This is a genomic window from Microcoleus vaginatus HSN003 (assembly GCF_022701255.1).
In the GTDB taxonomy this organism is placed as follows: Bacteria; Cyanobacteriota; Cyanobacteriia; order Cyanobacteriales; family Microcoleaceae; genus Microcoleus; species Microcoleus vaginatus_B.
Genome location: NZ_CP031705.1, coordinates 2,013,548 through 2,037,680 on the forward strand (window position 1 = coordinate 2,013,548; position 24,133 = coordinate 2,037,680).

25 protein-coding genes are annotated in these 24,133 nt (G+C 43.0%); 10 read left to right on the top strand and 15 right to left on the bottom strand.

Annotated elements, in window-relative coordinates:
* Positions 1-295: 295 nt before the first annotated feature.
* A complete protein-coding gene (locus D0A37_RS08585) occupies positions 296-1,447 on the top strand; it encodes a fatty acid desaturase family protein (RefSeq protein WP_242723213.1) in 1,152 nt (383 codons plus the stop codon).
* A 126-nt stretch (positions 1,448-1,573) separates the two neighbouring features.
* Here D0A37_RS08585 and D0A37_RS08590 read toward each other — a convergent pair whose 3' ends face one another.
* Together D0A37_RS08590 and D0A37_RS08595 are read right to left on the bottom strand one after the other, a co-directional pair.
* Positions 1,574-3,277 carry a lipoxygenase family protein gene (locus tag D0A37_RS08590; RefSeq protein ID WP_242723216.1) on the bottom strand — a complete coding sequence of 568 codons (1,704 nt, stop codon included), beginning with the start codon at positions 3,275-3,277 and terminating at the stop codon, positions 1,574-1,576.
* Between the two features lie 324 nt (positions 3,278-3,601).
* Positions 3,602-4,735: an SAM-dependent methyltransferase gene (locus tag D0A37_RS08595; RefSeq protein WP_190663241.1), complete on the bottom strand. Its 1,134-nt coding sequence runs from the start codon at positions 4,733-4,735 to the stop codon at positions 3,602-3,604.
* Positions 4,736-5,299: 564 nt separating this feature from the next.
* On the opposite strand from D0A37_RS08595, the gene D0A37_RS08600 reads away from it, so the two are divergent.
* The 3 genes from D0A37_RS08600 to D0A37_RS08610 all read left to right on the top strand — a co-directional run bounded on the left by D0A37_RS08600 (position 5,300) and on the right by D0A37_RS08610 (position 7,343).
* A complete protein-coding gene (locus D0A37_RS08600; RefSeq protein WP_242723219.1) occupies positions 5,300-6,340 on the top strand; it encodes an adenylate/guanylate cyclase domain-containing protein in 1,041 nt (346 codons plus the stop codon).
* Positions 6,341-6,392: 52 nt separating this feature from the next.
* A complete protein-coding gene (locus D0A37_RS08605; RefSeq protein ID WP_242723222.1) occupies positions 6,393-6,821 on the top strand; it encodes an NUDIX domain-containing protein in 429 nt (142 codons plus the stop codon).
* Positions 6,822-6,887: 66 nt separating this feature from the next.
* On the top strand, positions 6,888-7,343 hold the full coding sequence (locus D0A37_RS08610) for an HD domain-containing protein (RefSeq protein WP_242723225.1): 456 nt from the start codon (positions 6,888-6,890) through the stop codon (positions 7,341-7,343).
* An 82-nt stretch (positions 7,344-7,425) separates the two neighbouring features.
* On the opposite strand, the gene fabG is transcribed toward D0A37_RS08610, so the two are convergent.
* Positions 7,426-8,190 (bottom strand): 3-oxoacyl-[acyl-carrier-protein] reductase, encoded by a 765-nt coding sequence (fabG, locus tag D0A37_RS08615; RefSeq protein WP_006634175.1) that lies wholly within the window; start codon positions 8,188-8,190, stop codon positions 7,426-7,428.
* 73 nt (positions 8,191-8,263) lie between these two features.
* Between fabG and trxA the strand changes: the two genes are divergently transcribed.
* Entirely contained in the window at positions 8,264-8,581 is a 318-nt protein-coding gene (gene trxA / locus D0A37_RS08620) for a thioredoxin (protein WP_242723227.1), read from the top strand.
* A gap of 87 nt (positions 8,582-8,668) precedes the next feature.
* A complete protein-coding gene (locus tag D0A37_RS08625) occupies positions 8,669-9,253 on the top strand; it encodes a hypothetical protein (protein ID WP_242723230.1) in 585 nt (194 codons plus the stop codon).
* Positions 9,254-10,341: 1,088 nt separating this feature from the next.
* On the opposite strand, the gene D0A37_RS08630 is transcribed toward D0A37_RS08625, so the two are convergent.
* The gene (locus D0A37_RS08630) at positions 10,342-10,677 is read right to left on the bottom strand and encodes a hypothetical protein (RefSeq protein WP_242723231.1); all 336 of its coding nucleotides are present in this window, start codon (positions 10,675-10,677) and stop codon (positions 10,342-10,344) included.
* 450 nt (positions 10,678-11,127) lie between these two features.
* Between D0A37_RS08630 and D0A37_RS08635 the strand changes: the two genes are divergently transcribed.
* Entirely contained in the window at positions 11,128-11,499 is a 372-nt protein-coding gene (locus D0A37_RS08635; protein WP_242723233.1) for a hypothetical protein, read from the top strand.
* Positions 11,500-11,504: 5 nt separating this feature from the next.
* Positions 11,505-11,906 (top strand): HNH endonuclease, encoded by a 402-nt coding sequence (locus tag D0A37_RS08640; protein ID WP_242723235.1) that lies wholly within the window; start codon positions 11,505-11,507, stop codon positions 11,904-11,906.
* A 39-nt stretch (positions 11,907-11,945) separates the two neighbouring features.
* Here the strand turns inward: D0A37_RS08640 and D0A37_RS08645 are convergent, their stop codons facing one another.
* The 5 genes from D0A37_RS08645 to topA all read right to left on the bottom strand — a co-directional run bounded on the left by D0A37_RS08645 (position 11,946) and on the right by topA (position 17,629).
* Positions 11,946-12,626 carry a Rho termination factor N-terminal domain-containing protein gene (locus D0A37_RS08645; RefSeq protein ID WP_242723237.1) on the bottom strand — a complete coding sequence of 227 codons (681 nt, stop codon included), beginning with the start codon at positions 12,624-12,626 and terminating at the stop codon, positions 11,946-11,948.
* Entirely contained in the window at positions 12,613-13,959 is a 1,347-nt protein-coding gene (locus tag D0A37_RS08650) for a ParA family protein (protein ID WP_242723239.1), read from the bottom strand. The genes D0A37_RS08645 and D0A37_RS08650 overlap by 14 nt, the downstream gene beginning before the upstream one ends.
* Before the next feature lie 57 nt (positions 13,960-14,016).
* Positions 14,017-14,469 (bottom strand): HNH endonuclease, encoded by a 453-nt coding sequence (locus D0A37_RS08655; protein ID WP_242723241.1) that lies wholly within the window; start codon positions 14,467-14,469, stop codon positions 14,017-14,019.
* Positions 14,460-14,705 carry a hypothetical protein gene (locus tag D0A37_RS08660; protein ID WP_015178580.1) on the bottom strand — a complete coding sequence of 82 codons (246 nt, stop codon included), beginning with the start codon at positions 14,703-14,705 and terminating at the stop codon, positions 14,460-14,462. The genes D0A37_RS08655 and D0A37_RS08660 overlap by 10 nt, the downstream gene beginning before the upstream one ends.
* 191 nt (positions 14,706-14,896) lie before the next feature.
* Complete coding sequence (gene topA / locus D0A37_RS08665; protein WP_242723244.1) at positions 14,897-17,629, bottom strand: type I DNA topoisomerase; 2,733 nt, start codon at positions 17,627-17,629, stop codon at positions 14,897-14,899.
* A gap of 485 nt (positions 17,630-18,114) precedes the next feature.
* Here topA and D0A37_RS08670 point away from each other — a divergent pair, with 485 nt between their 5' ends.
* The gene (locus D0A37_RS08670; protein WP_242717340.1) at positions 18,115-19,608 is read left to right on the top strand and encodes an IS5 family transposase; all 1,494 of its coding nucleotides are present in this window, start codon (positions 18,115-18,117) and stop codon (positions 19,606-19,608) included.
* On the top strand, positions 19,605-20,471 hold the full coding sequence (locus D0A37_RS08675) for a VOC family protein (RefSeq protein ID WP_242723246.1): 867 nt from the start codon (positions 19,605-19,607) through the stop codon (positions 20,469-20,471). The genes D0A37_RS08670 and D0A37_RS08675 overlap by 4 nt, the downstream gene beginning before the upstream one ends.
* 14 nt (positions 20,472-20,485) lie before the next feature.
* Here the strand turns inward: D0A37_RS08675 and D0A37_RS08680 are convergent, their stop codons facing one another.
* The 6 genes from D0A37_RS08680 to D0A37_RS08705 all read right to left on the bottom strand — a co-directional run bounded on the left by D0A37_RS08680 (position 20,486) and on the right by D0A37_RS08705 (position 23,900).
* On the bottom strand, positions 20,486-20,584 hold the full coding sequence (locus D0A37_RS08680; RefSeq protein ID WP_242723248.1) for a helix-turn-helix domain-containing protein: 99 nt from the start codon (positions 20,582-20,584) through the stop codon (positions 20,486-20,488).
* A gap of 148 nt (positions 20,585-20,732) precedes the next feature.
* On the bottom strand, positions 20,733-21,239 hold the full coding sequence (locus D0A37_RS08685) for a helix-turn-helix domain-containing protein (protein ID WP_242723250.1): 507 nt from the start codon (positions 21,237-21,239) through the stop codon (positions 20,733-20,735).
* A 457-nt stretch (positions 21,240-21,696) separates the two neighbouring features.
* Positions 21,697-22,317 carry a ribonuclease H family protein gene (locus tag D0A37_RS08690; protein WP_242723252.1) on the bottom strand — a complete coding sequence of 207 codons (621 nt, stop codon included), beginning with the start codon at positions 22,315-22,317 and terminating at the stop codon, positions 21,697-21,699.
* A gap of 53 nt (positions 22,318-22,370) precedes the next feature.
* Complete coding sequence (locus tag D0A37_RS08695; RefSeq protein ID WP_445242544.1) at positions 22,371-22,583, bottom strand: methyltransferase domain-containing protein; 213 nt, start codon at positions 22,581-22,583, stop codon at positions 22,371-22,373.
* A 30-nt stretch (positions 22,584-22,613) separates the two neighbouring features.
* Positions 22,614-23,684, bottom strand: a complete 1,071-nt coding sequence (locus tag D0A37_RS08700; RefSeq protein WP_242719762.1) for an IS630 family transposase — start codon at positions 23,682-23,684, stop codon at positions 22,614-22,616.
* Positions 23,685-23,750: 66 nt separating this feature from the next.
* On the bottom strand, positions 23,751-23,900 hold the full coding sequence (locus D0A37_RS08705; protein WP_242723254.1) for a hypothetical protein: 150 nt from the start codon (positions 23,898-23,900) through the stop codon (positions 23,751-23,753).
* Positions 23,901-24,133 lie beyond the last annotated feature (233 nt).

Sequence of the window (24,133 nt, forward strand, 5' to 3'; positions counted from 1 at the left end):
TTGGGATTAAACCAAACTGAAAAGTGGGAGAATATTATCGATGCGTAAGCCTTTAATAGTTGTTCCAAAAATATTTTTATAGGATACAATAATATCTTGGTACAAAAATCAGGCAGCCTTGATCTAAAGCAATTTGATCACAAGCTGCCGGATAGCCGCATTGGAGACAGATAAAATCTCCGCAGCGTGACAATAAGCCGTCGGATTTATGTGTGGGTTCCATCTAAAATCGGGTACGGGATCTAATTAAATTTAGAAACTTATTAAGTCACATGAAAATACTCTTATCGAGCACATGAAATCAGAAAAATCACTCAATACTCTAGACAAGACGGCAACCCCGACTTTAGGCGAAGGAACGCTAATTCCACACTCAGTATACGCTAAGAAATTGCGCCCACTTCTGCCATCAGAAGCCTTTACACCCGATGGTAGTAAGTTGGTTATACTGTTCATTAATATGGGCATTTTGCTACTGGGTTGGGGAATTGCCTCTCGTCTCGATCATTGGCCTGTATATCTCTTATGGCTTTATTTACCTTTAGCTTTGATTATGGGTAATAGTGTAATAGCTTTATCATTTATCTCCCATGATTTCATGCACGGTAGTGTGCAGAAAAAGTCTCGCCTGACTGATCTCATTAGTTTTCTAGGGTTCGCAATGTTGTTTATGCCCCCGACTCAGTGGAAATCTCTTCATAACATTGTACATCACAGTAAAACAAATTCTTTAGGAGATCCCGATCGCAATTACCTCTACCAACAGCCTAATACTTGGGGAAAATGGATTCAAAATTTCTTTGTACCATCTCTTGACTTCAATCCATTTTGGTTCTTCATAGTAGGGATGGCAGGCTCGTGGTTATTTCATAATTTTTCCAACCTCTCTTCGATTCTGTTCTTTAATAATAAGTCGGTTGATTATGTGCCGGCTGCTTTTACAGTCAGTGTTCGGGATAGGTGGACAATTGCCCTTGAGTTTATGGGAATTTTATGCCTGCATTTGAGCATTTTATTCTATTTAGACTTTCATCCCCTAAAACTAGCTTTTGGCTATTTTCTGCCGTTAGCAATTGGTCATTCAGGAATCATGTTTTATATCTACACGAATCATCTGATTTGCCGGATGACAAGTGTTAATGACCCGCTGATTAATAGTCTTTCAATACGGGTTCCTAAAATATTTGATCTGTTGCATTTCAATTTTTCATATCACACGGAGCATCATATTTTCCCTAGTCTTAACTCAGACTATTACCCTTTGGTTCAAGAGTTGATCCAAACTCACTATCCGGGGCGGATGAATTTACTGGATGCTGGTGAAGCTTGGCAATTGTTAATAGAAACTCCTAGGCATTACAAAGATGAAGTTACCTTAACTGATTATTTAGGGAAAACTTCGGTAACTTGCCCTCTTGATAATTCTGCTGTAACGCCTTTGCCATAGCTAAATACACCCGTTACTCTCACAAGTTCCCCCCAGACTACAACTAGAAAGGGACGCTAACGACCAATACAAAGTAAGGTGTGCACTGCACACCTTACTTTGAGATATCGTACTGAATTTTTAATTCTACATACTGATACTATTGAGCACCAACGAAGGCTTGAGAGCAAAATAAGGAATGACTCGTTTTTGATTGTTGGCATCAATATTTTGTTCTGCCATATTCAAATTTTGCTGGAACTGTCTGGCTAAAAGTTGGATCGGCGTTCCCGCAAAAACTTCATCGAAGCTCATCCGGTAGAGTTCTCGGAAAGATTTATCGTAATAACCCAAACGGTCATATCGATAAGCTGACAAAATAAACAGAATTTGCAGTTGGTCAGCCGCTCGTTTGTACGGAGGAAGCAACCGTAAAATGTCATTTTCCGTAATCACTTCTAGAGTACCCGAAGCAGTAATTCTAGGAATGTCCCGGTAGGCTGCCAAGGGCATATTTGCCGCAAAACTCATGTAGTCATACTGGGGAAAATTGAGGGCTGAATGCTGCGGGCCACAGGTAAAAATTACAGTTGTGACAATTGCAATTAATTGTTCAACTGTGTCGATGTGGTCGGGCATTCCTTTGACTTTACCGCCGTCATCAGACGCTAATTCTTTAGCCCAGGTTTGCAGTTCCACATCTTGTACGATCGCGATCTCCGTCGGGTAAAAGAATTTAAGATAGCCCGATACAAAGGTTTCAATCGCATCCCAAAGCAACAATCCATCATCTCGGTAAGGATAGTGAGGCAGTTGATTGGGGTCATCCATTCCCCGATTTTTCAGTTCAGCGGGTAAGGCAAATTGATCGAGACTCCATGTACTGCACGCCTCTCTAGTCAGTTCCATTGTCTCAGCCAAGGTGCCGCCTAGCAGTTCATCGACGGGCCCGCCAGGAGCGATCAAGTGAGAACGCGCCAGATCGTTGTTGGTCAACATAAAGCGAAAGTGCGGTTTCAGCAGCAGGCTAAGCGGGTGATTTTGGGCCAACTGTCGGGCGGTGACGATCGCGATTGGTTCCATCACCAGATGAGTTCGACCTAAATGCGAGTTCATTTCATGGTGATTGGCATCTGCTACTTGTACGCAGAGTTTCGCAAACAGCCAATCGACAGGAGGATCGAAAGGCGTGTAGACATGGCTACCGGGCGTCGGATCTAGTTGAATGGCAATAGGTGTCATTTCACCGCGATCACGGACTCCCGTCCACCGCCAAGCGAAAAAAGCCCGTGGTTTCGGCAAGTATTTTCTGCCTTTTTCATAGGTTCCGCCTCCAACGAGAGCAGGCGCGCGATAGTGTTCGTCAGTACCTGTGTAATCGGCAATGTAAATGTTTTTGTCCTGCAACTCTTGGCGCAGATCGAATAAGGGGTGCAAACTGGAAAGACCCCTCAGTGTTTCTGCCCGAGGATCGCTCGCATCTAGGAGGCGAAGCACCATTGGATTTGCTCCAGACAGGCGCTGTTCTGCAAAAGAGCGATCGGTTTGGTAAATTTTGGCAACTCCAGGTAGCGGCAGGCAAGTAAAAAAGTCTTCATAGTCTTGGAGTTCGTCGAGACGATCGAGAAAAGTTCTCGAATCGGCTGCCAGCATATTTGCTGGAAGTTCCGATGTTGCTAATATGCGTTCTGCAAGATACTTGCTCGAAAAGTTCTCGACTGCGGGCACATTTTTCAATAATGCCAAAGGTGATAAACTCTCATAGTCAAACTGATAAGCTTGTTGCTGACGATTCAAGAAATTTTGGCGCTGTTCTTGGTTCGGGTCGTCTTGAGGAAGAGAAGGTTTCATATTGTGTACCATTGTATAAATCAACTCTCTTTTTGTAGTAAAATATCGGAGATCCTCACTACCAATCGAGGATGGAATTTAAAAAGTATTGTGCAGGCTCGCGCTTGATATAGGTCTTATTCACCGATCGATAATCTTATTCCGGATTTTTTTTTAAAACTCAGAAAAATTCCTCAAAAGAAGGCAAGACTTATCGATCGCGCTAAATCTAGGTTGAAAGGTTTCATTCTCCCGATAAGTAGCTCGCACTCAAGAACCCCGACTTCTTTGAGAAGTCGGGGTTCGGGGTGTTTGTTTTTTTGAGCTGGGTCTACTGATTAGCGGTTAGGCACGAACCATTAAATATTGGCCATTGCCGTTGTATTCGCCGTCGCAACTCGCGAAATTAGACACAAACCAAATCAAGTAAAACCGCCAGATGCGACGAAATTTGGCATAGTCCATGCCGTAGTCTAAATCTTTGACTATTGCCTGAGAATCGTCAAAGTTTTTCAGCCAAGTAGCTAAGGTTGTAGAGTAATTGTGTCCGTTGAGATACCAGTTTTTTATGGTTTTGAGGTCTTTGTTGTGGCTGGGAACTGCATCGTATTTCCAGTAACGACCGTGGGGGAAAATGTATTTGTGGGTGAAAACGCTGGATATATTGTTGGGAATGCGAACTGTGATGATGTGAATAAAAACTTTGCCATTATCGTTCAGGAAAGATGCCAGCTTTTGGAAAGCTTTCGTTAAATTGCCTACATGACAAAAAACTCCGATGGAGAGAATTTTGTCAAATTTTGTCTCAAATTGGGCCTCGTTCAAATCTCCTTCATATAGGGTAAATCGACCAGAACTAAGGTAGCTTTCGGGGTCTTGCATCTTCTGACGCATATACTCGCATTGCTGGTGGCTCAAGTTAATCCCGGTAAAGGTGACATTGGGGAATTTGGAAAGAATGTAATTGGGAACACAACCCCAACCGCAGCCAAAGTCTAAAATATTGTCGCCATCCTGAATCTCTAGCTTCTCAATCACATCATCAATCATGTGCATTTGCGATTGTTCAAGGTTTGCCGCTCCTTTTTCCCACAATCCCATGCTGTATTTAGGATAAATGAGTTTTCCGTCGCCTAACATCGGATTCAGCATTGCTTGAGGTAAGTCGTACTGAATCTTCATTAAATCCCGCGGCCCTTCGGCGGTACGATCTGTTTCTGTCAGTACCCATTCGTAGGCTGTAAGCAGGGAGGGAAAGTGCCGGAACAATACGGGCATACAGGTATCAAAAAGCGATCGCAATACAGAATCCGGTACTTCTAAACCGTTGATATAAGACTCTGCTACTGCCATGTGGGCCGCGTTAACTGCACTGACTGCTAGGCGGGTTGCTCCGTAGGCGATCGGACTTTTGGTATGGATATTTCCCACGATGGGAATGTGTTTTTCGATGCTTTGTAGGGCTGTTGATGAAGTCATGGCTATACTGGTTTTAAAGATGCTGCTATTCTATCTCACGAAAATTAGCTGGTTGTTAGAGAGCAAAAAAGCTGAAACTATTGCCAACTCAGGTTTCCACAGCAAAATTCCGAAAAATCCTAAAAATATATCGCCGTTGAAGGGGATTTGATAACGGATTTATCGGGCTTTGGGCGATCTTAATTTTATTAAGAATTATGTCAGCCCATTTGAGATTGGAGATTGGAGATTTCAGATTAACTCCACAGCTTGAATGGGGGTATTATCACGGTGCGATGGCGATTTTAGTAATCAGTTATACCATTTGAGATTTTAGATAGATTAAAGAATTGGGAATAACTGATGAGCTAAGAGTTGGGATCTTACCTAGAGTTGTATTCTTTTTTTAAACTGTTGTCAGTTGGGTGCTTGAGCTGACGCAACGAGAAGCAAATGCCGATCGCGACTTATAGTTAAGGAATCAGGGGATGCAGAAAAAATGCCGAGAAACCGGGTTTGCATAAAGGTTCGCTGCAATAACAGATGTCCGCGAGATTCCTCGCTAATTAGCTAGACGCGCCACATATGCCACAGATTCACTATCTGCCGGACGATCGCACGATCGAGATAGACGACGACGATATCATTCTCGAAGCTTCCCTGCGTGCCGACATTCCCCACACCCACATCTGCGGCGGTAGCGCCCGGTGTTCGACTTGCCGGGTATTGATTGTCGAAGGTTTAGAATTTTGCTCTCCCCGCACTTCGCCGGAAGAGGAACTCGCGAAAAAATTGCGCTTAGAGCCCGAAATTAGGCTGGCTTGTCAGACGCAGGTTGCAGGTGGCAAGGTGATTTTGCGCCGACTGGCGATCGATTCTGAAGACTTGGAATCATTTAACGACGAAATGGTCGGAAAGTTGATTTCTACTCCTGTGGGTCAAGAGAAAAAAATTGCAATTTTGTTTGCCGATATTCGAGGGTTTACGGCGTTTGCAGAATCGCTGTTACCCTACGATGTAATTTATATTTTAAATCGCTATTTCCAAAAAATGGGTTATGCGATCAATCGCAACGGCGGGATGATTAATAATTATATGGGAGATGGTTTTATGGCGCTGTTTGGGTTGGAAAATTCAGACAAGGCGGCGGAACAAGCGGTGAGGGCTGGGGTGGAGATGCTGGAGGAACTAGAGAAACTCAATCCCTATTTTGAGACTTTATACCGTCATCAGTTGCGGATTGGGATTGGCATTCACTGCGGTTTGGTCGTTGTGGGGAATTTGGGCGCGTCGAAGAGTCAGACGGTTACGGCGATCGGAGATGCGGTGAATTTTGCCAGCCGGATTGAAGCTGCGAACAAGCAAGTAGGAACAAGTTTATTGATTTCCGAGGATACTTATCAGGAAGTGAAAGAATTGGCGATCGTTAATCAGTGCGTATTAGTTGAAATTCCGGGAAAAAGTGGTGAATATCCGCTGTATGAAGTAGTGGGGATGCCGCCCCTACCCGTGGAAATCAAAGATTTTTCTGAGGTAAGAAAAGTTTCTATTTGGCAAATTTTTGTAAATAAGTTACGGGCCTTGTCTGCTGCGGTGTACAATTGGATTAGGAAAATTTTGACTTAAATTATAAAACTAGAGAGCCAGTTTTTTTGGTTTTGGCTATTCAGTCGATAATATGATTATTCCCAATTCAATTGTCCGCATTTTTCTCCTACTCCCCAATGGTAAGATAGGGGCACAACTGCGAGATAATATTCCCGGTATTGCCAGTCAAGGAATGCTTTCTACTTTTGGTGGTGGCGTGGACATTGGAGAAAGTCCACAGCAGGCAGCAGTGCGAGAAATGGAGGAAGAAACTTGCCTCACCATCAATTATTATACAATGGAATTTATCGCAACTTTTACTCACCAAAAGACGCAAAATGATAGAAAACTTTTACAAAATAACCACCTTTTTTTTGCCAGAGTTAGCGATTGTGATAAAATAGAAATCAAAGAAGGTGTGGGTTTGGTAGTTTTGAGAAAAGATGTAGATTTTGAAAAAGTCAACGCCGGGGAAGGTACTCAACTGGCTTGGAAATTGTTGCAAGAATATTTAAAATAAAAAGTCACACCCGACCTTTGACCCCCGAGGGGGCTGAAACTTTATTTAATAAAGAATTTCTTTACTATGTTGTCAAATACGAACTCAGAGTACGAATCATTATTAGAACGAGCGATCGCGATTGCAGCAAAGGCTCATGAGGGGCAGGTTGATAAGGCAGGCAATCCCTATCTCGATCATCCGCTATTTGTGATGGAAAATGTAAATTCTCTAGAGCAAAAAATCGTAGCGGTTCTACATGATGCCGTCGAAGATTCTGAACTTACACTTGAGCAACTTAGAAGCGAAGGTTTTCCTGAAGTTTTAGTCTCGGCGATCGCGGCGATTACAAAAATAGAAGGAGAAGCTTATCCAGCTTATTTAGAACGTGTGATTGCCAACCCGATCGCACTGCGAGTCAAAATCGCTGATGTTACTCATAACCTCGATCTGCGTCGCATAGCCAATCCGACAGAGGCAGATTTTCAACGAATTGCAAAATACAAAAAAGTCCTCAGTCAGTTGTGTGCCGTCTTAAAGTAATTATTAACCGCAGATATCCGCCTTCATCGTGGCACAGGCATCTTGCCGGTGCGATATCTGCGGTTAAAAAAATCCCAAAATCCTAAGCCATTACCATCCCCCCATCCACATTAAAAACCTGCCCCGTTATATAAGCCGCCGCCGCATCTGCCGCCAAAAACTTCACCATCCCCGCAACTTCCTCAACTTCCCCGTATCTCCCCAGGGGAATATACTTCAAAATCTCATCAGACTTGACATCCTTAGTCATATCTGTAGTGATAAAACCCGGTGCAACTGCATTCACAGTAATCCCGCGACTGGCCAACTCTTTCGCCACAGTTTTAGTAAACCCAATTACCCCAGCCTTTGCTGCACTGTAATTAGCTTGTCCGGGATTGCCCATTTGTCCAGCAACCGAAGCAATATTAATAATTCGGCCGCTTCGCTGTTTCAGCATGATTTTACTGGCAGCTTTCGCACACAAAAACACGCCGGTTAGATTCAAATCAATCACCGCTTGCCAATCTTCCAACTTCATCCGCAACAGCAAAGTATCGCGAGTAATGCCTGCATTGTTCACCAAAATGTCAATCCGTCCCCATTTCTCCATGACATTACTGGTGAGTAAATCTACTTGGTCAGTTTTCGAGACATCTGCTGCAAGTGCGACAGCTTCTCCTCCAGCAGCGACTATTTCTGCTACCACCTCATCAGCAGCAGCACTCGAACTCGCATAGTTGACGGCGACTTTGGCGCCTTCTGCTGCTAGTGTTAAAGCGACGGCGCGACCGATTCCCCGCGACGCACCGGTCACGACAGCAACTTGACCCCGCAATCTCTGAAAAGTCTCTGGTAATAATTCCATAATTGTATCCTCGCAATCTACCAGAGAATTTTGCACTAAAATCGAGCCAGAACCCAAAAAATTATTTTGTCTTATGGCAGTTCAAAAACAGTTCAGCAGTTTTGAGGAGTTACTATCGGGCTCTGACTTGCCGGTGTTGGTAGATTTTTACGCTACTTGGTGCGGGCCTTGTCAGATGATGGCACCGATTTTGGAGCAAGTGAGTGGTCAGATGAAAGACAAGCTGATGGTTGTCAAAATTGACACGGATAAGTACGAAGACTTGGCGTCGCAGCATCACATTTATGCTTTGCCGACTTTGGTGCTGTTCAAAAATGGCGCTGAGGTCGATCGCATTGAGGGAGTTCTGCAACCGGCGCAGTTGATCGATCGACTGCAACCTCACTTGTAGGACGAGCCAATTATCTCCCGCGTAGGGTGTGTCAGCTCATATCTGATTAATTATGAATAAGATAATCCTAGTTGACGCACCCTACTTATGAAGACTCCCAGCCACGCTATTATCAATCTCGCAATTCTCGGCAAACCCCAACTGCCGCAAGCTAATCTAATTATTGCGATCGGCGGAATTTTGCCGGATATTCCAATATTTTTATTTTACTTTTGGGCGAAATACATTGCTCGCTTGCCCCCAGCTACAATTTGGTCAAAAGCATACTATGAGCCTTTTGTCCAGAACGTTGTTGCTCTGTTTCATTCTATCCCTCTGGCGGTTATTGGTTGGCTAATTGCTTATTATTTTGGCTGGCAAAGTGTGCAAATTCTGTTTATTAGCATGATACTGCACTCTCTAGGAGATTTGCCTGTCCACAATGACGACGCTCATCGGCACTTTTTTCCGTTCAGCAATTACCGTTTTATCAGTCCCTTTTCTTATTGGGATAGGAAGCACTACGGGTCAATTGTTTCTCTAGTGGAAATGTTGTTAGTGCTGCTGTCAACTTACCGCGTTTTTGGTTTTGTTAATTCTTATCTTGGGAAAGGATTGTTAATTTTGGTAAATGCTTTTTACTTAATTGGAGCGGTGTCTTTCTACGTTCGTTCTTTAGTTTCTCGTTCTTAATTATGCTGCTGCAATTGCTCTCTCACCTGATGAGCTAGATTGTTTTTGCCGAATTGAGGGCGATCGTACCAGGAATCTCGAAGATGATGCAAAGTTTTATAACAATCAACATTTCTGCCTCAACACCTTGACAGAAACTATTTTCCTATGGGGAGATACTAACAAGCCAGACAAGTCTCTATACCGCTTGTTGACACCTACCGAACCAAATATAAAATTTTTAAATAAATCGCCGTTCAACAGTCAAGATCACTTCCCTATTAGGGCAACTCTATTAATACCTGAATTTGACCTAAATAGCGCCGCCTTACTCAATCCTCAAGCCCTTAGCAACCCTAGCCCAGAACTAGCAGTCCCCGCACTTTCAGACAGTTTTAATAATAACCCCGAAGACACCGCAATCTTTTCCAAATCCATCAATTTTAGCCCAAAATTAAAGTATTTCAGTTTTACCACCCGTAAAAAAAATCGGCTGATCTCGATACTCTCACTGGCTAACCTGTAAACAAAAGACAAATCGACTACTTCGGCAAAGATGCTATATTTGCGGAACGCGCATCTCAACTCGCTCCAACTGCCGCACATCCCCAAAATCCTCCACTCATTGAAAGTGGCGAACTCCAATTCAAAGACGACAACAATCAACCTTTTGAGAACAATCTACCAGTTTTGTTTGTGGCCGGAAGCAACGTTTTAGCAGACAACCACAATCCCACAGGGAATATATTTTTCTGTGCATCCCATATCAGGGTCGTTAGCTTGATTGTCCCACGATGGTTTTTCGCCCACCCGATTCCTCTGGAATATTCACAGTGGCTTTGCAGTCCCTGCTTATTCGTTTGATTTTGGTGCTTGTTAGTGGCTTATTAAAGTTTTCGATGTTGTTAAAGAAAAGATATCCTCTGTTTGTGCAATTTTTTTTGAGGTTTGGCTTTTACTACTTTGACAAGAAGATAGCCCCTTCGGTTCAATATCGGTGCCATTGTACTTTTAGATGCTAATTGCTCCTGGGTGCATCCCTGCTCTGGGAACTGCATCGGTTTGATTGCTGGCTAGATGCCACCGCCGATATTTCCCGCTGAAAAAACTTAGGAGGCGACTAAAACAGGACACTCTGAAATCCGGCAAATATTGGACACAGTGGGCTGGTGGGAAACGACTCGCAGTTCGTGAGGATACCGGGGACGGGGGTCATTTTCTAACCAGATGGGCGGTACCATCATCACTTCATAGTAAGCGATCGTATGCAAAACCCCAGGCTGCGACTTCAACTCCACTGTTAAGCCCGCTCGGTACTCAAATGCTTCTTCCCAGTCTAAGTTTTCATTGATACCCATAGCGATCGCGCCTCTTAATCTTGTTTCTTTTCTCAATTGTAGAGCGCTACATAAAACATTGGGTACTTTCTGTTGCTTATGATACAATTTTTAACCTTATATGTTCGTTCCCTGACAATTTAACAGAGAGCAGCAATTGTCAATAAGTAAATAGGATGATTTTGCTGACGGGTGACAAGTAAACTGAAAAGGTAGGCTTGACAAGAGTTTGAGTTGAGATGTCTCAAAAAAAATAGGGGCGATCGAACCCCGCAGACGTTTATGAGACAAAGGAAGAGAAGAGAATTTTAAGGATTGAAGTACAAACCTATTTTTGCCCCGTTGTTTAGTGTTTTATAAATAAAGAAACCCGGTTTCTTAAAGAAACCGGGTTGCTGGGATGACTGAAAACTAAACTAATTTCACTTGGTTTTCTACTTTGTCGTAGTCGCCGTCTTTTTAGCAAGCGAGATCCTTCTTCATTTCTTTTGGGCAGATGTCTAATACTCAAAGTAAAATATGGCATAATATAAATATTAGTTTCATAGCTTTGCACCTATGACCGCCCAAATCACCCTAAATCTGCCAGATGAAGTCTATCACCAAGCAGAATTGCTAGCGCTGCAACGCCACCGCACCGTGAGTGAGATTCTAGTAGAAACTCTGGAAAATTTTCTCTTACCAACCGCTAAACCAGTATCAGCACTGTCTGATTCAGAAGTAATCACTCAGACTCAACTCCGGCTGCAACCACTCCAAGAACAACGATTGAGTGAATTGCTAGACCGCCAACAATCCGGTACGATCGCATCTGTAGAACTGGCTGAATTGCAGGCATTAATCCACATATATGAAACTCGACTATTGCGACAAGCTCAAGCCTTAAATGAATCTGTGCGGCGCGGCTTGCTCGAACCATTGAAAGGATAATCAAAATGGCAATTTCTGAACAAGTTAGAGCCAGAGTTCGCGCACAAGCTCAAAATCGGTGCGGTTATTGTCGCAGTTTACAAATGTATGTCCTGGGAATATTGGAAATTGACCATATTATTCCTAAAGCGATTGGCGGTACTGACGAGGAAGAAAATCTCTGGCTGGCTTGTAGTCTGTGCAATAATTACAAAGGAACCCAAACTGACGCATTTGATCCGGTAACGCAAAAGCACGTTAAGTTGTTTAATCCGCGCACTCAACAATGGTCACAAAATTTTGCTTGGAGTGAAGACGCTACAGAAATTATTGGACTTACAGACTGCGGTCGCGCAACAGTCACAGCACTACAACTAAACAATCCTATCGCTGTTAGTGTCAGGCGTCAGTGGGTTAGTGCTGGATGACATCCGCCAACAGATTCAAGTATTTCATAACAGAGCCCATTAGCTTAGCGCCTCAATCAGAGCATCTTTCTTCATCTTACTTATGCCAGCAATTCCTCTTTTTTTGGCTATTGCTTTTAATTCAACAGTAGTCATTGTTCTGAGAATAGTCACGTCGTTTATCGTATCTGGCATTGATTGGGGAGTCAGATAAAATACACTCTTAAATGCGTCAAGTTTTTTGCCTTTGGTAATACCGCATTTCAAGCTTGTGATTGGCTCAAAATTTTTCCAATACAGACGAGGAGCCTCATCAATTCGATTTGTCGCTAAAGCAAGTTTAACGGATTTTAGCTCGCTGTTCGGCTGTTCAATCAAATATTGCAATGCTGCCATAATTTCATCTCTGGATGCTATGGAAAGATTAATTTTAGGCTTTTCCTCACCTGCAAGGATTTTAGTGAGTGTAGTAGTATCATCATTATCGTCAGCAATAATGCACCAGACTTGTTCTAGCCCTGCTTCTTCTGCTACAGCATAAACAAAGGAATTGCCAATAACTTGATAGCTATCTTTACCAATGTCTTTAACAATGACAGGAATCCAGTTTCGTCCACCCTTTTCTTTAAGTATATTTGCAGTAGCCTTGATCAAAAACTCAGGCGTATCAGTACCATCCCCTGGATCGATTTCATTTATGGGGAGGTGCATCAAACTGCCAATACTGTTAGTGCTTTTCATTTTGTAAAAAATATTCCTTCGCTAAACTTTTGTAGTATTCATGGGCCGAACGATCTCGATAAACAGCAGGGGTGCGTGAGAAGGCAGCACTAGCTATGTTAGCGTAACTTGGTACTTCATGGATATGTAAATCTTTTCTTGCACTGGTGTACTTAGGATAGAAGTAGGGCAGTAGATCGAATTTGTCTTTTTTAGCATTGTTCAGAATATTGTTGATTGCTTTTTGAGCAACTTCTCGCTGTGGCTCTGTAATCTTTTCTCCATTAAAAAAGATAGGTAAGGCAATGGGACTTCCATCTTCTTTATCGGCTTGTATCTCAGGGATAAATTTCTGAATTGCCATTGCTGCATTCTCTAGGGAAAAGAGGTTGTTGTGCTTTGTAGGAATGAGAATAACATCAGCCGCATACACTGGAAGTTTACTATTGAAACGCCAATTCGGGGATGAATCTATCAAAATATAATCATAGTCCTGCCTTGCAAATTCGAGCTTATCGTACAAAGCATACAGTCGCATTAACTCGCTCAATTCCCTGTCGGAGTTGTTGGCTAGTTCACTATCAGCAGGAATAATATCAAAACAGAGTTGTAATTTCTTATTGGTAAAATTATATGTAACCACGGCAGATTTTAGGTCTACGTTCTTGTCTGTAAGAGCTTTTTTAACAAGCCCATCACTGACAGGAATACCCAAAGCACTTGTTAAATCTTGTTGATTGAAATCAAAATCTATTACCAAAACTTTTTTGCCCAAAAAAGTTAAAATACCTGCCAGGTTAACTGTTGTAGTTGTTTTACCAACACCCCCTTTGTTATTATAGATTGTTACTGTCAAGGCTCTACTTGGTGCTGCAATCTTCTTTCTTATCTCAGCAACAACTCGATCGACATTATTCAAGTCCAAAGCCAAGCAGTGAGTAGCTGGAAAGATTACTTTACCATGCTTTCTGAACAGTTGGATATGGGATGAGTTACTAATAATTCCCCATTCGGCTGACTTGCAATTAGAACCCAGTAAGTGTCGCTTAAGTTGAGCGACTGTTTTTAAGTACCCTGGTGTACCTTCAGTAAGATTAATGTTTTTTCCTTTTAGCTCTAAAAGGAGATAGGGATTAGATTTGGTGTGTAAGAAGATATCATTTGCAATAGTTTTTCTAGCTGCTCGATCGACTATTCCACCACCGTTAGTATCATAGTGGGGAACAACCTCATCAGATTCAAATCCCAATGCTTGCAAAAACTGAGTTGAAAAATTAGCACTGACAATAGCTTCTGAAGCGCCTTGAGGAAGACTTTGTAATGCAGCTTGAAGGGTAGTGGCTGGGGCATTCATGGGAAGGAAAATTCATGAATAATTTGCTCTGAGTATATCACTATAATAACTACATTATTATGAATTTTGGCGAGGAGCGCCAGAGGGAGGATGCCACCCTGCCCTAATCCATAAACGACGAGCTCTGATAATCGCTCCTTCATTATGATAGAGATCGTTAAGGTCTAATCGATCGCAGGTTCCCCTAACTGTTGGAGTAATACCCATTATTTCTAAACCATCCGCAGACCAGTTAAAATGCTCAGACCATTGCTGTTGACGGGGGTTAAACAAAGTTACTTCTTGTTCTGTTTCTGGGTCAGTACCAGTGACAAAATTATAGCGATTATTATTACAGCGATGACAAGCTAAAGCTAAGTTTTCAAGCTCATCGCTACCACCAATCGAACGAGGTAAAATATGATCTATCGTAAATAGAGTAGAGCTACTTTCTTCCGCTGAATGGCAATATTCACAAAGAAAATTAGCTCTATTTCTTACTAAATTTCTAGTAGCGCGGTTTACGGACATGAGGCTGCTATAACTTTAGCGTTAATTAAGGTAAAAATCCGATCTAGTTCTAGTAAGCTTGCTAATTCTACAACCTCTTCTGAAGTTAAAAGATTAGCCTTTTTTCGGTCGGCTAGTTCTTCTAATCGGGCTTGCAGGTTTTCCGTAAATTTGAATAAGTAAAGATTTCTGACTTTCTGAATCGAAATCTCACGATCGATCCAGTAAGAAGGTTGTACCATAAGTTCAGCTATCATGGTTATTCAATTACTCCAATTACTACCTGGATAGTCTTGATTATATCATGAGAACAAAAGGATTACTTTAGAAAGAGCCGACCTACTTAGGCACGGCGCGATCGAAGAAACCGGGTTTTTTACCCAATCTGTCTGCTAAAACAAATTATTGCCAAAAACCCGGTTTCTGACCCTACAGTGCTTAAATCCTGCTAACTTGACTTAGTTGTTTTCTTGGCTGTTGTCGCAGTCGCCGTCTTTTTAGCAGTGGTTTTCTTCGCCGCAGTCGTCGTCTTTTTAGCAGTAGTTTTCTTGGCCGCAGTCTTCTCAGTTGCAGTCTCCGACTTCGCCGCCGCAGTCTTAGTAGACTTCTTCGACTTGCTGCTAGATTTTCCGCCGCCCGCTGCTTCCTTGGTTGCTAACAATTCCAGTGCTCTTTGTAAGGTGAAATTCTCCACAGATTCATCCTTCGACAAAGAAGCATTGATATCCCCGTGTTTCACGTAGGGGCCGTAGCGGCCATCGTAAACATTGATCAATTCTCCCGACTCTGGATGCGCGCCCAATTCCTTCAAAGGTGTGGCTGATTTGCTGCGGCCGCGGGCGGCTTTCGGCTGCGATAATAACTCTAAAGCCCGATCGAGTTCGATCGTCAAAACATCATCCGGCGGTTTGATCGATCGATAATCTTTCCCCACCTTACCCTGGTCATGCACCACATAAGGCCCGTACATCCCCAAATTAGCTTGCACCTTCGCCCCCGTCTCCGGGTGAGTGCCCAACAACCGGGGTAAAGTCAACAAACTCACCGCCATATCCAGCGTCACGCTATCCTTATCCGTCCCCTTCGGTAAAGAAGCCCGCTTCGGTTTCTTGTTCGTTTCCGAAACTTCTCCTAACTGAACGTATGGCCCATAACTGCCAATCAGCACATAAATCGGTTCCCCGGTTTCCGGGTGAAGACCCAATTTTTCCGGGCCTTCCATTTTTTGCTTTAACAGAAACTCCACTTGGTCCGGGTCTAAATCTGCCGGCGTCAAATCTTGGGGAATCGATGCTTTTACCAGGCCTTCTTCGCTTTCAGATTCCAGGTATGCGCCGAATTTGCCGATGCAGACTTTAGCAGAAATATTCTCCAATACCACAGTTCGGGCAACTTTCGCATCAATCTGACTTTCCTGTTCTTTAACTTGGGTTGCGAGTCCGGTTTCCCCTGTATAAAACTTTTGCAAATACGGCAACCATTTCGCCTCGCCGGTGGCAATTTCATCGAGGGTTTGTTCCATTCGGGAAGTAAAACCGGTGTCTACTAAATCGGGAAAATGTGTTTCCAATAAAGTCGTGACTGCGAAAGCGGTGAATGTCGGAATTAAGGCGTTAGCTATTAATTTGGCATATCCGCGATCGACAATTGTACCGATAATACTCGCATAGGTACTCGGACGGCCCACGCCTTCGCTTTCGAGCATTTTGACCAGAGAAGCTTCAGTGTAGCGGGCGGGAGGTTGAGTTTCGTGCCCGATCGCCTCTAAATCCTTACAATTAGGTTTATCGCCCACCTTCAGCGCCGGCAAAATCACCTCTTGGTCTTCCAACGCCGCATCTGGATCGTCGGAACCTTCCACGTAGGCCCGCAAAAAGCCTGGAAAATCAATGCGTTTGCCGCTGGAACGGAAACCGGCATCTTCTACCTGAGTTAGTACCGTGACGTGAGTTTGGCGGGAATCGGCCATTTGAGAAGCGACAGTCCGCTTCCAAATCAAATCATAGAGGCGGAAATCAATCCCATCCAATCCCGTTTGCTGCGGAGTCCGAAAAGTGCTGCCGGCGGGACGGATAGCTTCGTGGGCTTCCTGCGCGCCTTTGCTTTTCGTCGTATATTTGCGCGGTTGGGGGCTGAGGTATTCGCTGCCGTAAAGTTCTTGCACGCAACTGCGGGCCGCTTCGATCGCCTGTTCGGACAAATGCACCGAATCCGTCCGCATATAGGTGATAAAACCGCGTTCGTAGAGACTTTGGGCAATACGCATCGTTTCCCGCGCACCCAGCCGCAGCTTACGGTTAGCTTCCTGCTGCAAAGTCGAGGTCGTAAACGGCGGCGAGGGTTTACGGGTGACTGGCCGTTCTTCGAGATTGGTGACAGTCCAAGGTTTGTTTTGAATGCGTGAGAGTAAAGCCCGCGCCTGTTCTTCGTTCAGCAAAAGTACGCGGCGGCCGGCGATAATTTGCCCGGTATTTTCATCAAAATCGCTGCCGTTTGCAACTTTCACCTTGCCGACTGTCACGAGTTTGGCATCAAAGGAAATCTTGCCCTTTTCCAAAAGGGCTTTTAAATCCCAGTAACTACCTTGGCGGAAAGCGCGGCGTTCCCGTTCCCGGCGCACCAAAAGCCTGACTGCGACTGACTGCACTCTACCAGCGGACAAACCCCAAGCGATTTTTTTCCACAGTAGCGGAGAGAGTGTGTAACCGACGAGTCTGTCGAGAATTCGGCGAGTTTCTTGGGCTTGTACTACTCGATTGTCGATATCGCGGCAGTGAGTTAAGGCGTCGCGGATAGCTTCGCGGGTGATTTCGTGAAACACCATCCGCTTGATGGGCACTTTGGGTTTGAGGATTTGCAGCAAATGCCAGGAAATGCTTTCGCCTTCCCGGTCTTCGTCAGTGGCTAGAATCAGTTCTGTGGCGTCTTTGAGGGCGTCTTTGAGTTCTTTAACAATTTTCTTTTTATCTTTCGGGATGACGTAGAGGGGTTCAAAGTCTGCTTCCACGTTTACGCCCAGTTGCGCCCATTTTTCTCCTTTAACGGCTTCTGGTATTTCTTCGGCGGAGGATGGTAGGTCGCGGACATGGCCCATCGATGCCTCTACACGGTAGGTGGAGGGCAGGAAGTTGCGGATGGTGCGGGCTTTGGTCGGAGATTCGACGATGACTAAGGTTGACATGGCATCTTTTAAATATGGATGGCAGCGCAGCTAGAGGGTCTAAGTTAGAGAGTTTAGGTCAGATGTCAAGGCTTCTTTCAACTTTGGGGGATTATTTTCAAACTACCTTAATTTTTAAGTTATTGCCGATCGGGTGGCAGGTGACAAGCTGATGGGATTTTACTGCTTGCGGGGCCGAGGCTGCGAATCGCGTCTCTACAAGATGCACCGGATGATGACCTGACTTTAGCAGAATTGTCGGTAACTGGATGTTGAGACTGCTGGATGTGGGCGGATGGTTCCTCAATCTGGTTGTAACTTGAAGCTTAGGGAAGGTTGGGGCGATCGATTTTAGATTTTAGATTTTAGATTTTAGATTTTAGATAGGGCTTGCTGGATAAGTGCAGAAAGGTTACACGGCTTGGTTATGCGATCGTCCGATCAAGGAAAGTGTGCAAGATAAACAGGTAAAATAGTACAAAAGCCTTGCATCACCCAGTGCGAGCGTGTACAGAAAAGCTGAGCTTGCCTCAAGTCCCCCATCCGAGTTTGAACTGCCCTTTGGAGGAAGGTTGTCATCAGACAACCGTTGGGTAAAAATGGCCGAACTAATTCCCTGGTCAGAGTTTGAAGCAGAATATGCCCAAAACTTCCCCACAGAAAAGGGCGCACCAGCCAAATCATTTCGGATGGCATTGGGAGCATTAATCATCAAAGAAAAACTGGGAATTAGCGCTCGCGAAACGGTAGAACAGATTCGCGAAAACCCCTATCTGCAATACTTTATCGGTCAATCAAGCTACAGTAATGAACTCGCATTTGACCCATCTCTATTAGTACACTTTCGGCAACGAATCAGTCCGAACCTCATCAATAAAGTCAACGAACGCATGGTCGAAAAAATGCGCTCTCTCACCCCAATCAAACCAGAAAAAAAAAAGGCTTCGGACGGCAAAAATGAGTCACCCAATCGCGGTAAGTTGATCGTAGATGCAACCTGTGCCCCAGCCGATATTAGTTATCCGACCGACTTAGGACTATTAAACGGAGCCAGAGTTCATACAGAAAAAATCCTAGACATTCTCTATAAACAAATCAAAGAAAAAACCCATAAAAAACCAAGAACCTACCGTAATCTCGCCCGAAAAGATTACTTAGCAGTAGCCAAACAAAGACGACCCACCCGAAACAAAAGAAGACAGGCAATTAAAAAACAACTTCAGTACATCAAAAGAAACCTAGCTCATATTGAACAGCTAATCGATTTAGGTGCGACCATAGAAGGTCTGAATAAAAAGCAATATAAAACTTTGCTAGTCCTCACAGAAGTCGCTCGCCAACAACAGTGGTTATTTGACAACGATAAACAGAGTATTGAGGATAGAATAGTAAGTTTAAGTCAACCCCATATTCGTCCTATAGTCAGAGGAAAAGCCGGGAAAAGCGTAGAGTTTGGAGCCAAACTGTCAGCCAGTTGTTTTGAAGGATATGTATTTTTAGACCGGATGAGCTGGGATAACTTTAACGAATCAGGGGACTTAAAAGCACAAGTAGAAGCTTATTATAGATTTACAGGATATTATCCAGAGTCAGTTCATGCAGATCGCATTTATCGTACAATATCAAACCGAGCGTGGTGCAAAGAAAGAGGAATTAGGCTCAGTGGGCCCCCTCTAGGAAGACCCCCAGCAAATGTGAGTAAATCAAAAAAGAAGCAAGCGTTGGAAGATGAGAGAATTAGAAATGCAATTGAGGGCAAGTTTGGGCAAGGGAAACGAAGATTCGGTCTCAATCGAGTGATGGCAAAACTTGATAATACATCTGGTACAGTTATTGCAATTAGTTTTTTGGTAATGAACCTTGCTACCTGGTGGCGTCGGCTTTTTTGTGTGTTTTTATGTCTATTTGGAAAAAGAACACCTGTTTTTGGGTTGAAGATAATCCCCAATTATAGATGGGGGGACTCGATACAGAAAAAACTTATATTTAACTCTGCTTGAATATATCGATCGCTCCTGTTCTTAGTTTGCGATCGATTATTCAGCAAACCCTAGATAGGGAAAGATTTACTGAGTATAGGTTTGGGACTTTGGTACAGTACGCTGTGCAGCATAAGCGTGGCGATCGGAAAAAAAGCAATCACAGGGGATTAAAATTACTTGAGCGATCGAGCAATTCGATGAATAATGCTATGGCATTTGAATTTGACCATCTTTTTATCCTTACTGATATTGGTGCTTCGCAAGCTAATCGTTTATCATCCTTCGGTTTAGTTGAGGGTGGAGCTCGCATTCATCACGGACAAGGTACAGCCAATCGCTGTTTCTTTTTCCATAACGCAATGTTGGAATTGTTATGGGTTCACGATCCCGAAGAGGCGCAGTCTGAGCCAATTCATCTGACTCGTCTTTGGGAGCGATCGACAAATCGGAATAATGGTGCGTGTCCATTTGGCATCTGTTTGCGTCCAGCCAAAGGTTCGGAGGACACAGTTGCATTTTCTAGTTGGGCATATCGTCCACCTTATTTATCTGAAACGATGAGTATAATGGTGGCAACAAATAGTGATGTGTTGACTGAGCCGATGCTTTTCCAAATTTCCTTTGGTAAACGTCCACATCAATACTCGGCCCAGAAGTCACAGCCTTTGGATCATGGTGTTGGTTTCCGCGAAATTACTCGTGTAGAATTAGTCAGTCCTGCTGCCAATAATCCGTCACCTGAACTTCAAGCAGTGCTTGAGACAAATCAGCTAAAGTTACGGATAGGAGCCGAATATTTTGTGGAGCTTGGTTTTGATGGAGAAGCCCAGGGACAACAGGTAGATTTTCGACCGGGATTGCCGCTTATTATCAATTGGTAATCTAAATCCGCCAGCTAACAAGGAGTTCTATAAGCTGTAGGAGTCATACCAGTAAGCTGCCGAAACTTTTTGCTTAAATGGCTGTGGCTATTGAACCCGCACCAATCCGGCAATTTCTATTTTAGTTTACCTAGTGCTTTGATTTGAAAGTCTGTAAACTTGTTTTTTAAAATCGTTTTTAAGCCAATTTATAGTTTCCTTTAGACCACTAATTGAGTGAACTTTTTGGAGAAATTGCGGTAGTATACTTTAACTAGCAAGCTACTGTGAGCAATTTTTTTTAGTTTTTTTTTCGAGGCTTGGCTCCTGAGAGTTTTCGTTGCTCACAGGCTTTGGTTCTTTTAAGTTGGCTTTCATGCGATAGTGTACTTGCTTGTGTAAAGTTTGATATTTGACTGATACTTGATAGTTCTCTTCTATCCATTGACCAATTTCTTTATAAGTCTTAAAATCACAGGATTCTTCACTTAACTTTTCTGATAGTCCGGCTATTACCGCTGAGGGAATTACTCGGGGTCTACCAGTTGCTTGCCGTATTTCTAACAGTTCTGGCATACCGCCAGCAGTATATTGTGTTAACCATCTATGTACAGTAATTCTATGTACACCTAGACGTTCCGCTACATCTGTAAGGCTTTGACTCGCTCCAGTTTTTAACCAATAAAGTGCCTGAATTTTTTGTTTATTAGGTAGAGTTCGCTGCTCGGACAGAATTATTTTTAACTCGTCTGCTGTTAAATCAATTCTTTCTTGGTAGTTGACTTTCATAAAGTATTCCTCAAACTCTAAGAGTCATTGTAGCATTTTTTGGGAGAAATAATATTATTGACTAAACGAAGCACTGGCAAAAGTTGAGCGTAGTAGCATTGACGGCGCGAAACTATGGGCTAGCTACCTTGCCAACTGGATAATCTGGAATCATATTCGTGTAGCAGCAGCGCTTGCTGCGGCATCGCTCATCATTGCGCTTTGCGATCGAGGCAATAGTGAACTGATTTCACCTTTTCTAACTTCGATCCTTGGAATTGCGTTGCCGGTGTCGCAAACTTTCAATCTCCAAAGTCTCTTCAATTTCCCATTGAAACTTTCCTTCTCCCATGACTGCCGCAATCTTGGAACTTGGGAGGGGGCGAGCACCTCTGGGAAGTCTGGACTCTTTGAATCCCTCTCCTTTAAGCGTATACGGGAGGTCATAGTGATGGCATAACTGTTTCAATTTCTCAATCTAATCCAGTGGCAAAGCTCCTATCCATGCCTTACCATTCCAACTCAGTCCGGCTTTATTCAACCGCTGCTTGACGGGATAAGTTTTTCCATAAATAAGAATGTTAACTCGTTGCTCAATGCTTCTGGGCACTGTTAAATTAACGCTGTTTTCAATTGTTTTTAGTGGTTGAACTGTCTGTGGGCACTGATTTATTACCGGGTGTTCCCCACCGAAATTAGCAGAAATTTTGCCCCAAGATGAAGTATGCCACTTCAAGACAGCATTGGCGTAATCTTTATTTTTTAACCAACTTAATGCCCTTTCAATTAAGTTAAATATTTCTTCGTTATTTTCACTTCGTTCCCAGTCTGTCCACACATTCTTGCTTCTCACCCACAGAATAGCTGTTTCCGAAGCGGAATAAATAGGTATGTTCCTACCTTGATTGTTGAGATGAGCTAGGGCATGAACAATTGCTAAAAATTCTGCGAGTTCCTTCGTACCATTGGACATGGGGCGCTTGTGAAAAATTACTTCCCTGGTTGCTGTATGCACGCCTCTGTATTCAACATCACCCTGATTGCCAATACCTGAGGCCTCGACGCAAATACTATCTACGATCGGTTTACTTACAGGCATAATTTTTCCTCTTGCCTTAGCTTGATATTTTACACAAAGTTGGTGGATGAGATTTATAGGCAATTACAAAAAACATTGTGACATTCTTCTAAAAATTCTGCATCTGCTTCCTCAAACTCGATATTTGTCAATGCTAAATCGGTAATTTTTTGCTGAGCTTGCCGCAACATTCCCGAAGCAAAGTCAGTTCCCAAAACACGCCCCGTAGAACCAACAACCTCCGCAGCCGCAATCGCCGCTAAACCTGTTCCGGTGGCTATAGCAATCCTAAATGATTTTCTATATCTAGAGCAATCCTAAATGATTTTCTGTGTGTAAGTATATTGACGTATTTTGGGGAAATCAAATTTATGTTCGTTAGTAAAAAACTCAAACAGAAACTTGACAATCTTAAAAGACCTACATAAATACCAATACTTTCTTAAAAAGTTTTTAGCTTGTAACCAAATATCTTCAACGGGGTTCTGTTGGGGAGCATTGGGAGCAAATAAAATACAAGTAATTGACCAATTAGCAGGTTCTTTGGCAGCATTGAGTTCTAATAAAAAGTCTCTAAATTCTCCATATTTATGATAACTAGCTCCATCCCAAATCAAGATAATCTTGCGATTTTTATATTTATCTTGTAAGTATTTTATGAATTTAACTGTTGATTTTCCATCACCAGATGGATGGCTCTGAACATGGAATTCTTTGCTTTGATAATTGAGTGCGCCAAAATAAGTTTGTCTATCTTTTTCATTGGTAATTGGGACTTCAATTCGGATTTGGGATTGACCCCAAACATAACCAGTCAGATCACCATGAAGTAGATGACATTCATCTAAAAACAATACTATTATTTCCCCAGACTCTATACCAGCCTTGTTTTTAAATAAAATATCGTTAATTTCTTCCGTCTTTTTTTTTACCAGTTCTTTATCAAATTTAGGATTAATTTTTTGAGTTTTTTTCCAACTAATTTTCGCCCGGTCAAAAAGTTCATAGTAACTCTGTTTTGATTTATATATCACACCAAATTCTTCTTCTAAATAAGTAACTAGCTCATCTAAATTCCAATATTCTTTATTTCTTAACCACTCGATTACTTCAGTATTTTGTAGAGCTGTTAAATACCCTTTTGACCCTTTATGTCCTAGTTTGATTCCGGCGATGCCTTTGGTTTTAAATTGTTTTTTCCAATAACCAATAAAAAAATTACTTACACCTAAAATTTTGCTGATCTCATGGTAGATATTACCTGAGAGCGCCATCCTTACAGCTATTGCTCGTTTTAGTTCTCTGGCATCTATATCGCTTTTAATGAAAGATTCTAAACAATCTATTTCTTTTTGCCTATCTTTTTGTTGCAGTTGTAAGTTATTCATTTTTTTATGGTCACGATCGAGTATTGCATATAATTGTATCACAATCATGATAATGATTTAGGATTGCTATATATCTAGAACAAGCTTGCCCGATCGCACTTTTGCCAATTTTACTAACCGAGTTGCAGCCTGTTTGTGAAATTCATTCTCGTAGTCGGGGCGGTTGTTGAAGTTATTGAGAATCTGCTGTTTTTCGGCACTTAGCGAGTCAGTCATGCCGAATTACTGGTTTCACTTTCTACATTGTGGCAGTTATGGTCGATCGCGACTCTCGTCCCAGGTGACATCAGGGGGCAATCTCTACAATGCCCGCAAATGTATGCAAAACCGCTACCGAGAATCAACTCCCCGGCAACAAACACCCGCCCAACTGGGATCGCGAAGCTGTAATCCGCTACAATCTGTGTTTGGTAAAGAATTTTTACAAGTTCACAGCCCATTACAGCCTT